This window comes from Aeromonas sp. HMWF015, from assembly GCF_963878965.1.
GTDB classification, from domain to species: Bacteria; Pseudomonadota; Gammaproteobacteria; order Enterobacterales; family Aeromonadaceae; genus Aeromonas; species Aeromonas veronii.
Genome location: NZ_CAWNZT010000078.1, coordinates 15,322 through 29,082, shown reverse-complemented (window position 1 = coordinate 29,082; position 13,761 = coordinate 15,322). Strand labels below are relative to the sequence as shown.

The window sequence follows — 13,761 nt, the reverse complement described above, 5'->3', positions numbered from 1 at the left end:
CCTCATCGGGCCGCTTGACCGGCCGTTTGTCCGGGCCAAAGCCCCACAGATTGACCAGAGGCCCCACGGTCACATCCAGCTTGCCGTCGGTCAGCTTACCGGCATCCATCCCCTGCTGGACTATGATGGCCATGGCGGGCGGGATGGCAAACGGGGTGTTGGCGGGCCCCTGATTGAAACGGGAGATGAGCGAGCCCGGATCGTAGGTGGAGATCTCCTTGTTCATCCGGGCCAGCAGGCTCTCTACATCGCTTTTGAGGGCGGGCTCCCCACCGGGGTAGCTATCGCTCAGGGTCACCACATAGTAGGTGCCCATGGTCTTGCCCTGAATTCGGGTCTGGGCAGGCGGGGTGGGCTGGCAGCCGGCCAGCGCCAGCAGCAGGGTTAGCAGCAGGCCGCGCAGGGCCGCCACGGGGGTTATCGCAATCATCCGGCGCTCTCATCTGGAGAAGGTTCATATCGGGGCGCTAGCTTAGCCAAGGGGCGCCCGCCGGGCGAGCCCTGATAGGGCCAATCGGAGGGAAAAGGGCAGAAAAAATTAAACAGTTTTGAACCTGTGGCTGGAGCGGGTCGTATCGTCCCTCCGTGAGGGAGAGAGTGGCGAGTAGAGCACCGTCTGGTGACCTGGCCCGCAGCTTTGGCCAAAAGCCATAGCCGATTGAAGACAATTGAGTAAAATGAAGGTCGATTTAGACGGCATCTTTGCGAAGCGTTCACCGCATCCGCCAAGTCGTTGCCATCCATTGCCAATCAAAGGAGAAGATGATGAAAAAGGCGATTACCCTGCTGTTTCTGAGTACCCTGGCTGCCCCTGTGCTGGCGGATGAGTGTGCACTGGTCATCGAAGGCAATGATGCCATGCAGTACAACCTCAAAGAGATGAGCGTGCCGGCCACCTGCAAGGAGGTGACGGTCACCCTGAACCACACCGGCAAGCTGCCTGTGACCGCCATGGGTCACAACTGGGTGCTGGCCAGCACCGCCGACTATCAGACCGTGGCAACTGCCGGGATGAGCGCCGGGGCCGAGAACGGTTATCTGCCCAAGGATGATGCCCGTGTGCTGGCTCACACCAAGCTGATCGGCGGCGGCGAGAGCAGCAGCGTGACCTTCAAGACCGACGGTCTGGCGGGCAAGGATCTCACCTTCTTCTGCTCCTTCCCCGGCCACTTTGCCATGATGAAGGGCTCCTTCAAGGTCAACTAAGGTGCTGACCGGCACGAGCCGGTTGCCTCAATAGCAAAAGCCGGGATTTCCCGGCTTTTTCATCTCTGCTGTTTGTTTGTGTGTGGCGTGGCATGACTGCACACCGCCGACTTTTGCGCTATTTGGCCTGCAGGGTAAAGAAGGCGATGGCGGTCTTCTTCTGGCATTCGAAGTGAATGCTCTCTTCCCCGGTCACCACCAGCGTCTCGTTGATGGCCACCTCTTTGCCCTGCACGGCCAGCTGGCCGCTCAGCAGGTGACAGAGGTAGGTTTTCTCTGGCTCGAGGGTAAGGGTCAGCGGGAAGGGGAGGTTCAGCACTCGCACGTTGGCGCTGATGCGATCCGGATGGTAGATAAGCCCCAGATCGGTCACCTCTTTTTTCAGCAACTCGCAGTGGGTCTCCTCATCGCCGCTAAAGTGCGCCGCCTCGAAGGTGGCGTAGGGGTGACCGTTGAGCACAAAGCCTGCCCCGCTCACCGGCAGCAAAATGCGCTGATAGCCAGGAAAGGGGGAGAAGGGACCCGCGCTCTTGATGGGGGCCGAGCTCAGTCGATAGTCAAAGTCGAGTTTGGCAAGGCTGCTCCCCTTGGGGGAGATGAGGATCTGGCTGGTGGTGCCCTGCTGGTTTTTCCAGGGCATCTTCTGGTGGTCAGACTCTTTAATCAGGGTGATCACGGGCACTTCCTCACGATAAGAAAACGCAGGGAGCCGGGGACATCTGCCCCGGCTCCCTGATAGAGAGTGGTGATGGTAAAGGCGATCAGCCCTGACCATCCAGCGCAGCCAGCCGCGCTTCCATGGCGGCGAGACGGCTCTTGAGTTCGCTCACTTCCAGCTCCAGCTCGCTCAGACGGTCGGCGGCAGGGGAGGCATAGGCCGCGGCGGGGGCGGCATCCATCATCGCCTGAATATCCACTTCGCCGCTAAACAGGTGGGCGTAGCGGGATTCGCGCTTGCCCGGCTCGCGCGGCAGCTTGACCACGTAGGGGCCACGCTCGATAAGCTGGGTCAGCACCGCATCCACCTCGGTGACATCATCGAAGCTGCAGAGGCGGTTGGTGCGCGAGCGCAGCTCCCCCGGGGTTTGCGGGCCGCGCAGCAGCAGTTCGCAGACGATGCCAAGCTCCTGGGCACTGAATTTCAGCTCGCCAAATTCGGTGTTGCAGAATCTGTGCTGGTAGCGGGGCACCCGGGCGTTGAAGCCGGCGGTGTTGACCACCAGCCGCTTGCGGATCAGCTCGTCCACCACGGCGCGGATATCGAGCTCGGAGAGCTCCAGCACCGGCTCGCGGTTGCTCTTCTGGTTGCAGGCGTTGACCAGTGCATTAAGGGAGAGGGGATATTGATCCGGGGTGCAGATCTCTTTTTCAATCAGACAGCCGATGACGCGGGCTTCCAACGGGCCAAGTACTAACTCCATTTCCTACTCCCTTCCAAATCGAGACATCAAGAGCCCCTATCTTAGTCATGGTCCGCGCCGCGTCTAGCGTTGCGCGCCATTTTTGCGAGCTGATCAGGGCGTTGGCGAAAGGCTCGCCAACGCCAGAGACCTCCGCTTTTTATCGCTGCCCCTGATAGAAGCGCGCCTTATTGGCATACATGGCATCGTCAGCCATCCGGCTCAGCTCCGCCAGCGGAGTCTGGTCGCTGCTGCTCCAGCCGATGGCAAAACGCAGCGGGAAGCTGTGCTCCCCATGCTGCACGATGGCGTGCTGCTGGCTTGCCTCCAACCTGCCAGCCAGCTGCTGGCTGGCGAGGTGATCCGCCTCCGCCAACAGGACGAACTCGTCGCCGCCGATGCGGAAAATCTTCTCATCCTGACGGCAGAGGATGCGCAGCTGGCGAGCCATCTGGATCAGCAGAGCGTCGCCTGCCTCGTGCCCATACTGGTCGTTGGTGCGCTTGAGGCCGTTGAGGTCGAGCATGAAGAGGGCGAGGTGACGCTCCGGATGGCGCGCCAGCACTGCTTGATAGTGGTGGAAGGTCTCTTCGAACGCCTGCCGGTTGGGCAGCCCGGTGAGGTTGTCGGTGCGGGCGACCCGCGCCAGCTCGTCGGTGAAGAGGCGCCCCTCGATGCCCACCGCCAACTGCTTGGCAAACAGCCGCAAGATGGCCCTGTCTTCGGACTCCAGCCCTTCTGCGCTCACCATCAGATAGCCAAACAGCACGCCGCTCTGGCTGCCGGGCAGGGTCATGATCTTCCAGAGTGCGTTATCCCACTGGCATTCGGAGTGTTTGACCTCCTCATCCATCAGTTGAGTCAGTTTCTCCTGCAGGGCATCCCGCAAGGGGGAATCGACCCCTTGGGTCAGGGAGTAGTGGGGATGCCCGTCACGGCGGATCACCAGCCCCCAGCGGTGGCCGGGATAGAGCTGCGAGAGCTGCAGCAGGGCGGAGCTGGCCAGCTCGGCAATATCGATATCCAGCTGCTGGTGCAGACCGAACTGCAGCCAGGATTGCAGGATATGGCGGCTGCGCTCCTCCCGGCTCAGGGCCGAACGCAGGGCGGTCGTTTGCGAGGCGACCTCTTGCTCCAGTTCGTCGTTGAAGCCGAGCAGCCGCTGGTTGAAGGCCTCTTTCTCGCTATTGGCCTGCTGCAGCTGTTCATTCTGCTGATAGAGCGCCCGCACCTGATCCGAGATAGTGCTGGCCATCTCTTGCAGCAGCTGGCGCACCTCGTCGTACTCCACAAAGCGCAGCGGCGCCTGCCGTTGATGGTAGTTGCCCTTGCCATAGCTGCGCACCAGCGCGGCCAGCGAGCGCAGCGGTCGGGTGAGCCAGCGGGTGAGCCAGACGCAGCCGATGGCCACCAGCAACAACATGACTGCGATGCTGACGGTCAGCAACTGTTGGGATTTGTTGAGCTCGCTGACCCTGTCATTGCTGTAGCTGTAGAGGGTGATGGTAGGGGTGATCTCCTGCTCCAGCTGGGGCCAGCCAATGGCCAGGGGCTGCGCCAACTTGCTTGGCTCCCTGTCATCCATGGCGTTCTGGTGAGCCCCTTCGTAGAGACGGTTCTCGCCCTGGGAGATCACCAGATATTCGCTCCCCTTGAGATAGGGCTCCAGCAACTGGGCCATCTGTCGCCAGGGGAGAATGGCCATCACGAAGCCGGAAGGGGTCTGCATCACCCCTGCGCGCTGGTGGTTGCGATAGATGGGGGCCACCAGCGCCAACCCGCCGCTGCGGTTTTGCTCCATGTCGTCGACCAGCACGGGATCATCGACGGGCAGCAGCAGATGCTTGCCCTGTTTTGCCTCGCGAGTGTTGCCCCAGGCCATCAGCTGCGGCATCAGGTCGCTCGACTCGAGGTGGGAGGCCTGGCCATTGATGTACTCTACCACCAACCCCTTGTCATCGATGAGGTAGGCCGAGGTGAGCAGGCTGTTGGATTTGACAAAGGTGGCCAGCGCCAGCCGGGCATGGCTGGAGAAGAGAAAGTTGTCGAGGGCCTGATGGAGCACCCGATCCTGGCTGAGCTGATTGATCTGGGTGCCGATCAGCTCGCTGCGAAAGCGGGCCTCGCGGGTCATGCTGGTGAGGGCCCGCTCCAGCTGCGATTGCTCGCTCTGGGCGATGATCTGGTGCTGGCGGATCAGCAGCACAGTGCTGGCCAGCAGTGCCGGCAGCAGGGCGACGGTGAACAGGATGATGATGAGGGTCGGGCCGAGCCGAAAGGTGCGATGTTTCATGGTGCTTTGACCTGCCGGTACTGCTGATCGGCCAACTGCTGCATATAGCGGGCGGTGTCGGCGGCACTGATCCCCTCTTTAAAGCGCTCGAACCCTTTCTCCATCGCTTGCCAGGCGATGGACATGGCGCTGTCGGAGGGCATGGGGGTACTGAGGGTGAATTGTTCCAGCAGCACTTTTTCCTGAGGCGTGGGACGGTGGCTGATGGCGGCAAAGGCCTGTTGATTGACCGGCAGCAGCGCCCCTTGATGATAGATGAACTGCTGAATATCCTGACGCTGGATAAAGGCCATCAGTGCCTTGATGACGGGCTGGCGATCCTCATCGTCCATCGCCCAGCGGGAGGCTCCCATCACGTAGGCGCCGCTCATGGAGTGCATGGGATGGCTTTGCCAGCGGGGCAGCAGGGCGACGCCCAGCTTATCCCCCATGTTCTTCACCAGATCATTGAACGCCCAGTCCCCATTGATGAGGTAGGCGCTCTTGCCCTCATTGAAGCGGGCGAGGGCGGTGTCATAGTCGCACTCGGGATCGACCCACCGTTCGCTGGCGACGGTGCGGTAGGCCTCCAGTGCCTGCACCATGGCCGGGCTGTCGAGGGTGATGTGCCCTTCGGTCACCGGCGAGCCGCCAAAGGTGTGTAAAAAGGCGGCGAAGTAGTACATGTCGTGATAGGGCCAGCTGACGGGGTAGACCCCCTTGGCCTTGATGGCCGAGGTGATAGCTGTCAGTTGCTGCCATTGGGTCACCGGAGTCGAGACCAGCGCCTTGTTGTAAAACAGCATCAGATGGTTGCCCTGCATCATGGGCATGCCCCAGCGTTGCCGATCCAGGGTGACATAACGCAAGGCGCTGGCCATCAATGAGGGGGAAAACCACTCGGCCGGGAGCGGGGCGAGGGTCATCTGGCGATAGAGGCCGATAAAATCGGAGGGGATCAGCATCAGGTCGGGCAGCCCCCTGGCCTGAGCTGCCAGCAGGAGATCCGCCTTGATCTTGCCCGGCTCAATCTGGGTGACCCGCACTCTGTGGTTCCCCTCCTGATTGAAGCGGGCGATCACGTCGTCGATCACGTAACCGGCTTGCTGGGAGTGCCACAGCTCCAGTTCAGGCTCCTGAGCCTGCAGGGGATGGCTCAATGCGAACAGGCAAAGCAGCAAGAGATGATAAAAAGATCGTTTTCTGCTCATGTTATCATCACCGTTATTCCCTGAATTCCAAGGGAAAAATGTAACAAACTACCGGCAAGATCGGTAGGCTCGGGTGTCAACTAATTGACTGAAACAACAAAAAGCCCGGCGCGTGGGCCGGGCTGGGGGATAAATTGCTTATCCGCATATTCTTCGAGGCATCTATTGTGGATGTTGTTTGAGGATGTCGTATATCTCCTCTTTCAGTTTGAGTTTCTGTTTTTTCAGATCTCTCACCTCGGCGCTATAGTCGCTGGCGTGATGCTTTTCCAACTTTCTAATCTCCGCATCCAGGTCGTTGTGCAAGTCAAACTTCTTCTGGAAATGGACATCACTGCTCTTCAGTTTCGAGATGAGTTCTCTGTACTCTGGGAACATGTAATGGAGCCTCCTTGGTTTCGTTTGATTGTGCCTGTAAGACCAAAGCTACCCCTTAGTGCCGGGGATAAATGTGATCCTGATCGGATTTGGGGGCAATGATTTGGAGTATTCGGCGGGATATTTATAACTTGTTGAATCAAAACAAGATAAGTGATTTGTCAATCTGAACGGTGAGCCAAACTGTGCGACAAGTCACAACAGGGGCAGTGTTGGCGTGAGGGCGCAGGATCAAAAAAGGGGCCGAGTGGCCCCTTTTTATGGATGCAGGCAACGTTACTTTTTCTCTTCGTCCGCCTGCTCTTTTTTCTTTTTCTTCTCGGGCAGCGGCTTGCCATCGCGGTGGATCACCTTACCCGCTTCAAAGCCAATCTGGGCCGCCAGCTCCTCCAGATCCGCCGACTTGGCCTGATCCCCGATGGCGTAGCGATAGTTGGCAATGGAGAGCTTTTCGGCCACCGGCGTGCCCGGGACGATAGGCTCGCGCCAGCCTTGGCCGATGTGGGCCACCAGGGTGCCGTTCATCAACAGCTCGCCGACGATCTCCTGGGTCGGATTGCCCTTGCCGTAGGTGAGACCCTGCGGGTGTTTCTTGCCGACCAGCGGCTCGTTGCTGGCGGGGATCAGCTTGGTGCGGATCAGCCACTTGGGCTTTTTGGTGTTGCCCACCGCCTTGCCGGTCTGGTACTCGTTGATCTTGATGGTCTTGATCATCTGGGCCATGAAGTCCTTGGTCAGCGCCTTCTGGGCGTCGCTGGTTTCATCGATGGCGATGGGGGCCACATACCAGGTCTGGGTGGCTTGAGCCTTGGGAGCGGCAGGGGCAGTTTGTGCCATGGCCAGGGGGCTGAGCAGGATGGCAGCCAGCAAGAGTCCTATCTTCTTCATTGTGATTCCGCTTTTGTTTCAACAAGAATTTTGTTTTGCCAGCGACGACTGCGCCAGCGCCAGAACATGGCCAGACCGCGCACCCACTCGTCGCAGGCCAGCGCCAGCCAGATACCGACCAGTCCATAACCCTGCATGATACCGAGGAAATAGGAGAGTGGCACGGCAATTCCCCACATGGAGAGCAACGCCATGTAGAGGGGGAAACGGGCATCCCCGGTGGCCCGCAGGGCGTTGATCACCACCAGATTGAAGGTGCGGCCGGGCTCGAGGATAAGGCTGATAAGAAACAGTTGCGCCACCTGGGTGATGATGTCGGCATCATCGGTAAAGAGGCTGATGATGGTACGGCCATTGAGGGCCGCCGCCACGGCGATGACGCAGGTGACTGCCAGCCCCAGCTTGAGGCTCTTGAGCAGCTGTTGATAGGCGCGATCGAACTGCCTGGCCCCCGCCAGATGGCCGATGATGATCTCGTTGCCAAGGCCGATGGAGAGGCCAAACAGCAGGATAAACAGGCAGATTTGGAAGAAGTAGGATTGGGTCGCCAGCGCCTTGTCACCCAGCAGTCCGACAAAGGCTGTCACCACCATAAACTGCAGCATCCAGGAGAGATTCTCCCCTGCCGCCGGCAGGCCGATATGGAGCACCTTGCCCAGCATCTCCCGGCTGGGGTGGACGATATCGCGCACCACCAGTCGAATGCCGGTCTTGCGGGCTACCAGCCACACCAGCAGCACAACGCCGATCAGGCGCCCGGCAACTGTGCTGATGGCAACGCCAGCGACCCCCAGCTGGGGCAAGCCGAACCAGCCGTAGAGCAGCAGCAGGTTGCCGACGAAGGTGATGAGGTTGACGATGAGGGTCACATACATCGCCTGACGGGTGTGGCCGTGAGCGCGCAGGGTCGCCGCCAGACAGAGGGCTGCCGCTTCCGGCAATAGGCAGAGACCGATGATCTGCAAGTAAAGCGTCCCGTCGCTCATCAGATTGGCAGGCAGGTTCATCAGCGCCAGCATGGTGCTGGCCCCCGCCATCACGCCGATGGCGGCCACCAGGCCGATCAGCAGGTTGAAGCCGATAGCGGTGTGGATCACCACCCGACTCTTCTCCCGATCGCCGGCCCCCAGATACTGGGTGATCACCACGCTGGTACCGATACTGACGAAGCTGAACAATGTGATGGCGAGATCGAACACCTGATTGCCGACCGCCAGCGCGGCCACTCCCTGATAGGAGACATGACCCACCATGAAGGTGTTGAGGGCGCCGGTCAGAAAGTGCAGGGCGAGATCGATAAAGAGCGGCCAGGTCAGCGCAAATAGCGTGCCTGGGCCTGCGTGGGATTGAGATTGCATGGCATGTCCAACAGCTGGGAGGGCACGGGGGAGTGCCCTCTGGGGGCGCATTTAACACCAAGGCAAAGGCCGGTGCAATCCTTGTGCTGGATTGCACCGGCCAGGGGATCAGGCAGGCGTGGCGCCCGCCTCCTGTTCGCTTGGCAAGGTGAGGCGAGCCGAGTCGGGCAGGGCATCATCCTGCGGCCAATTTGAGCGGATGGCATCTGTGGTGCTCTCCACCACCGCATCATCCTTGAACACCGGCTCGCGGTAGCAGCGGGTCAGGCGCAGCGTCTGATACATGTCGGGGCAGAGGATGATCCCCTCATCGCCCACCCGCACGCCCGCCTGCTTTAACCAGTGAGTCATCTGGCCGTGGCGACCCGCCATCACCATATGAATGCCGCGCCGTTTCAGCTCTTTGTGCAGCTCCCCCACCATGCTCATCACGCTGATGTCCTGATGGGTGAAGCAGGCGACTGCATCGATCACCAGACACTTGGGGGCTCGGGGATCCTGTACCAGCAGGGCCAGCACCCGCCGTTTGAAGTAGGGGGCGTTGAAGTAGGTGAGCGGCGAGTTGAAGCGATAGACCAGAATACCCGGGATCGCCTTGGCCTGTTCGTTGTCTCCCAGGGTGCGCACCACCCCCTCGTCATCCATGCCGAGCAGCTGGTCGGTGGGGCGCATCACATTGCGCAGGAACTGGAACAGCCCCAGCAACACGGCGAGGGTGATCCCGGGGATCACTCCCATGGTGAGCACGCTGATAAAGGTGATCAGCGCCAGCCAGAAGGCGGAGCGATCGGAGTGGCGCAGCGCCCAGAGGCCGCGAAAATCGGTAAGTGACAGGGACGCCATCACCAGCACCACCCCGAGGGCGGCGGTGGGAATGTATTTGAGCGGCGCCGTCAGATAGAAGGTGATGAGGGCGATCACCGCCGCTGCGATGATGGAGACCAGCTGGCTTTTGCCGCCGTTGGCGTCGTTGACCGCGGTGCGTGAATCCGCCCCGCTGATGGCAAAACCCTGGGAGACCGCCGAGGCGAGGTTGGCCATACCAAGGGCCCGAAACTCCTTGTCCGCGTCGATTTCGTAGCCGTTCTTGGCGGCAAAGCTGCGGGCAGTCAGCATCATGGAGACGAAGCTCACCATGGCCAAGTTAAGGGCGGGCAGCACCAGTTCCCGCATCAGGCCGGGAGGAAATTCCGGCATCTGGAACGCGGGCAGGCCAGAGCCCACCGCCCCTAGGGTGGCGATATCAAACTGGCCCAGATTGAACCCCCACACCAGCGCCGCGGTCACCACCATGGCCACCATGGAGGAGGGCCATGCCGGTTTGTAGCGTTTGGCCAGCAGCAGGGTGAGCAGGGCCACCAGACTCATGGCCAGGGTCGGCAGATGGGTCTGGGTGATATAGGTGGCCCCACTGGCGATCCGCTCGATGAGGTAACGCTCACTAAAGGTGAAGCCGAAGATCTTGGAGAGCTGGCCCACCATGATGGTGATGGCCACCCCGTTGAGCAGCCCCATCAGGATCGGGCGGGAGAGGAAGTCCGCCAGCACCCCCAGCTTGAAGCGGCTGGCAATCAGGCACCAGAAGCCGGTCATGGCGGTCATGGTCATCACCAGCTGCCAGTGACGGGTCGGGTCGCCTGCGGCCAGCGGCGTCACCACAGCGGCAATGACCGCGCAGGTGGCGGCATCGGGGCCGACAATCAGCTGGCGGGAGGTGCCAAACAGGGCGTAGACCAGCATGGGCAGGATGCAGGAGTAGAGACCGACGATGGCCCCCACACCAGCGAGTTCGGCGTAGGCGATGGCGACGGGCAGTGCAACGGCCGCCACCGAGAGTCCGGCGCGAAGGTCTGGCATCAACCAGGCGCGCTGGTATTGCAGCAGGGCGGCGAGGCCCGGTAGCCAGCGTTCGAGAGAGAAGAAGTCGCGCATTATTTAACCCATTGAGTTACAACCAGCTTTTCCCCTAGTGTGCCCAAGGTTATCGAAAGATTGCAATCAGGTTATGGCCAGTTTACCTGAAGGTCAGGCCAGATAGCCTGCCAGCGTTTCTCCTTGATGCGCTGGGTAAAAATCAGTTTGTCCTGGCGACATCTGGGGTTGGCACTCACTTGCAGCGACCAGTTGATGGCAAAGCCGTAGGGGGCGAGCCACTCGAACTCGCCATCCTGGTTCAGGCGCACGCCGATGCAGGTGGGCACTTCGACCCAGTGGCTCAGCGCCTCCAGACTACTGGTAAACGGCGCGACAAGTTGCCGCGTGTGCATGCGGGCCTGATTGCGCACCTCCCACTGCTGACCTGGTAGCCGCTTTGCCAGCCAGGTTTCATGCTCTACCTCGGCCAGCCCTTGCGGATCGTTTTTATCGAGATAGATAAGGTCGATATCGTTGAGCGGGGTGGGCACCGCCTTGTGGTGGAGGTGATCCCAGATGAGGTTGCGGATAAAGCCGGCCCCCAGCGCCCAATCGGGCAGATTGAGCTCGGCCGCCGCTTGCAGACAGGCCATCCGCTGCGGATCGGCCCGCAGCAGGGCTTCGGTTTTGGCTTGGCATTGCTGTTCGAGGACGGTGTTCAGAGGTTCAGTTATTGGCATTGCGGCGTAACCAGACATCAATGTAACGGCAGCTCGGCACTATAGTGAGCCCCTCCGCCTGAGTCCAGTTGAAGAAGGCGCGCGCCAGCTGATCGGCAATCCCCTGCACCCGCAGCTCGGGGGGCACGAAGGTGCTGTATGCGTCGATGGTCTTGGCGTCGAGCCGCCGGTAGCGCAGTCTCGACTCTTTTCCCTCCACCATACAGATGAACTGCTGCTGGTTGGCCTGATGGATGATGTCGCTCATGGTGGGCACCTCTGGCATAAAGTTGGGTCTCTCGGCACAACATAACTGTTAGCCAAGGTATAGAACAGATAATGAGAGCCCGTGGTCAATATCATCCCCCTTTGACAGAGGGCGCATCGATATCGCGATGTAGATCAAGGTGCCCGATGGTGAGTCGGGCACCGCGTTAGTGTCAGCACAAGAGTGTTGGCAAAGGGGAGGGATCAGACCCAGGCTCGCTCCAGCAGGGTGAGTAACTGCTCACGGTCGGCATCCTTACGATTGAACAGCAGGGCACCGTCGTTGACCGCCAGATCGCGGATCTCGGTCAGTAGCGAGCGATCGCTTACCCCTGCCTCGCTCATGGTGCGCGGCAGCTTGACCGCTTGCCACAAGGTGTCGCGCAGGGTGCGAATGGCTGTGATGGTCGCCTCCGCCCGCTGATGGGCCGGGGTGGCAGCAAAGCGCTCTGCCCCCACCAGCGGCAACAGCAGCCGGGCCAGCTCGTTATCCACCTCGGGGCGGTTGTAGTCGAGCACGGTCGGCAAAAAGAGGTTCATGCACAGCCCGTGGGGCAGATGGCAGCGGGCTCCCAGACTGTGGCCGAGGGCGTGCACCAGCCCCACCATGGAGTTGGAAAAAGCCATGCCAGCCAGCGTTGAGCCTTCCGCCAGTTGCAGTCGCAGCTGTTTGTTTTGCGGGTCGTGGATGATTTGCGGCAGGGCGCTGGCGATCTTCTCCACTGCCATCAGGGCCAGTGCATCGCTCACCGGGTTCTTGGCGGTACCGATAAAGGCCTCGATGGCGTGGGTCATGGCGTCCATGGCAGTGGCGGCGGTGATATTGAGAGGCAGCCCCTGGGTCAGGCGCGGGTCTAACACCGCCAGCTGGGGCAGCAGGAAGGGGGAGGTGAAGGGCACCTTGCGCCCGCTCGCCTCATCCTTGATTACTGCAACCAATGTCACTTCTGATCCTGTGCCCGCCGTGGTCGGCACCACCGCCAGCGGCTTGAGGGGACGGGTCAGGCAACCGGCGCCCGAGTAGTCGAGCAGATGATCCCCCCCCATGGAAGTGAGAATGTTGACTGCCTTGGCGGTGTCGATGACCGAGCCGCCCCCCAGCGCCACCAGACTGTCGCAGTCGAGCTCGCGATAGCGTTTGGCGATCCGCTCCACCACGGCGGTGGAAGAGTCGGCCGGGATCTCGTCCCAGACGGCGGCAACCGGCAGCTCCCCCTCGGCCAGCACATTGGCCAGCAGGGTGGCAAGGCCGGTGGCATTGACCCCCTTGTCGGTCAGCAGCAGCGGGCGACGGGCCCCGAGGCTGGCCAGCTCGCTGGCCAGCTGCTCCAGCGCCTGTTCACCGGCCAGCAGTTTGACCGGGCAGAAGAAATCGTAATAGCGGCTCATTTCAAGGCTCCTTGCGCGTTAGCCGGTCACCAGACCCAGATAGATGTTGCAGGCCCGGCCGATCTTGTTGGTCGGGGCGGGATAGTGGCGCAGCAGCGGCCGCGCGATAAAGGCGGGCAGGATCAGGGACTGCAACTGCTCAAGCCCCCGCACCAGATGCATGGCAACGGTCAGGTCTCCCTCCACCAGCAGCCGGTTTTCGCCAAATGCCTGATTGACCCCGAGCCGAAAGCTCAGGGCGCGAAAGGCGATATTGGGGTGCTTGAAGCGCACCCGCAGCGGATGGATGGTTGCATGGGGTGCCGCCGGCGCGCCGGGATACCAGCGGCCACCCTGCTTGTGCATGTTCATGGCGTAGCCGATGCCGCCCACTTCGAGGCGGATTGCCAACCCGTCCGGCAACGGCGCCAATTCGCGACGTACCGCCTCATCGGTGCGGGCGGCGCGGCAGAGGGTACGACCCACCACCCAGAGCAGAGTGGTGATCCAGAGGCGGCGACCAAGGGCGGCCGTAGGTTCAAACATCCTTGTTTGCATGGGGATTGGCTCCTGAGATGGCTGACCAGAAGAGAGCGAACGCACTGGCTTGCCAGTAGTCGTCCTCTCCCAGCTCCGGTTGATCGACAAACAGTGATGCGCAGGCGAGGAACTGGCCCTGACACACCTCCAGCAACAGTGGTGCGGGAGCCTGCATCAGCTCGCCGCTGGCCTGCCCCTTTGCCAGCAGGGCAGGCAGAAAGCGCAGGGCATCGTTCAGGATCTGGCTGCGGGCCGGTCTGGCCAGCAGCGGGGAGTGAAAGAAACCCAGCACAAATTTGA

At 61.1% G+C, this 13,761-nt stretch carries 14 protein-coding genes and 1 pseudogene; 1 reads left to right on the top strand and 14 read right to left on the bottom strand.

What is annotated here, in order from left to right; all coding sequences use genetic code 11:
• A partial coding sequence (locus AACS18_RS03525) for an FAD:protein FMN transferase (RefSeq protein WP_181363393.1) occupies window positions 1-430 on the bottom strand: 430 nt, incomplete at its 3' end.
• A gap of 335 nt (window positions 431-765) precedes the next feature.
• Here AACS18_RS03525 and azu point away from each other — a divergent pair.
• Window positions 766-1,206: an azurin gene (gene azu, locus AACS18_RS03520; RefSeq protein ID WP_076494211.1), complete on the top strand. Its 441-nt coding sequence runs from the start codon at window positions 766-768 to the stop codon at window positions 1,204-1,206.
• A 118-nt stretch (window positions 1,207-1,324) separates the two neighbouring features.
• Here the strand turns inward: azu and AACS18_RS03515 are convergent, their stop codons facing one another.
• The 13 genes and pseudogenes from AACS18_RS03515 to AACS18_RS23045 all read right to left on the bottom strand — a co-directional run.
• Window positions 1,325-1,882, bottom strand: coding sequence for a HutD family protein (locus AACS18_RS03515; RefSeq protein ID WP_042057881.1), 558 nt, complete (start codon window positions 1,880-1,882; stop codon window positions 1,325-1,327).
• An 85-nt stretch (window positions 1,883-1,967) separates the two neighbouring features.
• On the bottom strand, window positions 1,968-2,627 hold the full coding sequence (locus AACS18_RS03510) for a YceH family protein (RefSeq protein WP_005337766.1): 660 nt from the start codon (window positions 2,625-2,627) through the stop codon (window positions 1,968-1,970).
• 139 nt (window positions 2,628-2,766) lie between these two features.
• A complete protein-coding gene (locus AACS18_RS03505) occupies window positions 2,767-4,899 on the bottom strand; it encodes a diguanylate cyclase domain-containing protein (protein WP_108613706.1) in 2,133 nt (710 codons plus the stop codon).
• Complete coding sequence (locus AACS18_RS03500) at window positions 4,896-6,089, bottom strand: sugar ABC transporter substrate-binding protein (RefSeq protein ID WP_108613705.1); 1,194 nt, start codon at window positions 6,087-6,089, stop codon at window positions 4,896-4,898. Before AACS18_RS03500 ends, AACS18_RS03505 begins: the two co-directional genes overlap by 4 nt.
• Before the next feature lie 162 nt (window positions 6,090-6,251).
• Complete coding sequence (locus tag AACS18_RS03495; RefSeq protein ID WP_005337763.1) at window positions 6,252-6,467, bottom strand: YdcH family protein; 216 nt, start codon at window positions 6,465-6,467, stop codon at window positions 6,252-6,254.
• A 276-nt stretch (window positions 6,468-6,743) separates the two neighbouring features.
• Window positions 6,744-7,355 carry a hypothetical protein gene (locus AACS18_RS03490; protein ID WP_108613704.1) on the bottom strand — a complete coding sequence of 204 codons (612 nt, stop codon included), beginning with the start codon at window positions 7,353-7,355 and terminating at the stop codon, window positions 6,744-6,746.
• On the bottom strand, window positions 7,352-8,713 hold the full coding sequence (locus tag AACS18_RS03485) for an MATE family efflux transporter (protein WP_013723595.1): 1,362 nt from the start codon (window positions 8,711-8,713) through the stop codon (window positions 7,352-7,354). The genes AACS18_RS03490 and AACS18_RS03485 overlap by 4 nt, the downstream gene beginning before the upstream one ends.
• Window positions 8,714-8,821: 108 nt before the next feature.
• Window positions 8,822-10,645 (bottom strand): SulP family inorganic anion transporter, encoded by a 1,824-nt coding sequence (locus AACS18_RS03480; RefSeq protein ID WP_108613703.1) that lies wholly within the window; start codon window positions 10,643-10,645, stop codon window positions 8,822-8,824.
• A 71-nt stretch (window positions 10,646-10,716) separates the two neighbouring features.
• The gene (locus AACS18_RS03475; protein ID WP_108613702.1) at window positions 10,717-11,307 is read right to left on the bottom strand and encodes a nucleotidyltransferase family protein; all 591 of its coding nucleotides are present in this window, start codon (window positions 11,305-11,307) and stop codon (window positions 10,717-10,719) included.
• Window positions 11,294-11,554 carry a GNAT family N-acetyltransferase gene (locus AACS18_RS03470; RefSeq protein WP_005337747.1) on the bottom strand — a complete coding sequence of 87 codons (261 nt, stop codon included), beginning with the start codon at window positions 11,552-11,554 and terminating at the stop codon, window positions 11,294-11,296. Before AACS18_RS03470 ends, AACS18_RS03475 begins: the two co-directional genes overlap by 14 nt.
• Before the next feature lie 203 nt (window positions 11,555-11,757).
• Window positions 11,758-12,942: an iron-containing alcohol dehydrogenase gene (locus tag AACS18_RS03465; RefSeq protein WP_108613701.1), complete on the bottom strand. Its 1,185-nt coding sequence runs from the start codon at window positions 12,940-12,942 to the stop codon at window positions 11,758-11,760.
• Window positions 12,943-12,960: 18 nt separating this feature from the next.
• A complete protein-coding gene (locus AACS18_RS03460; protein WP_108613700.1) occupies window positions 12,961-13,479 on the bottom strand; it encodes a hypothetical protein in 519 nt (172 codons plus the stop codon).
• A pseudogene (locus AACS18_RS23045) lies at window positions 13,460-13,761 on the bottom strand (TetR/AcrR family transcriptional regulator); the annotation flags it as partial. The pseudogene AACS18_RS23045 and the gene AACS18_RS03460, both read right to left, overlap by 20 nt.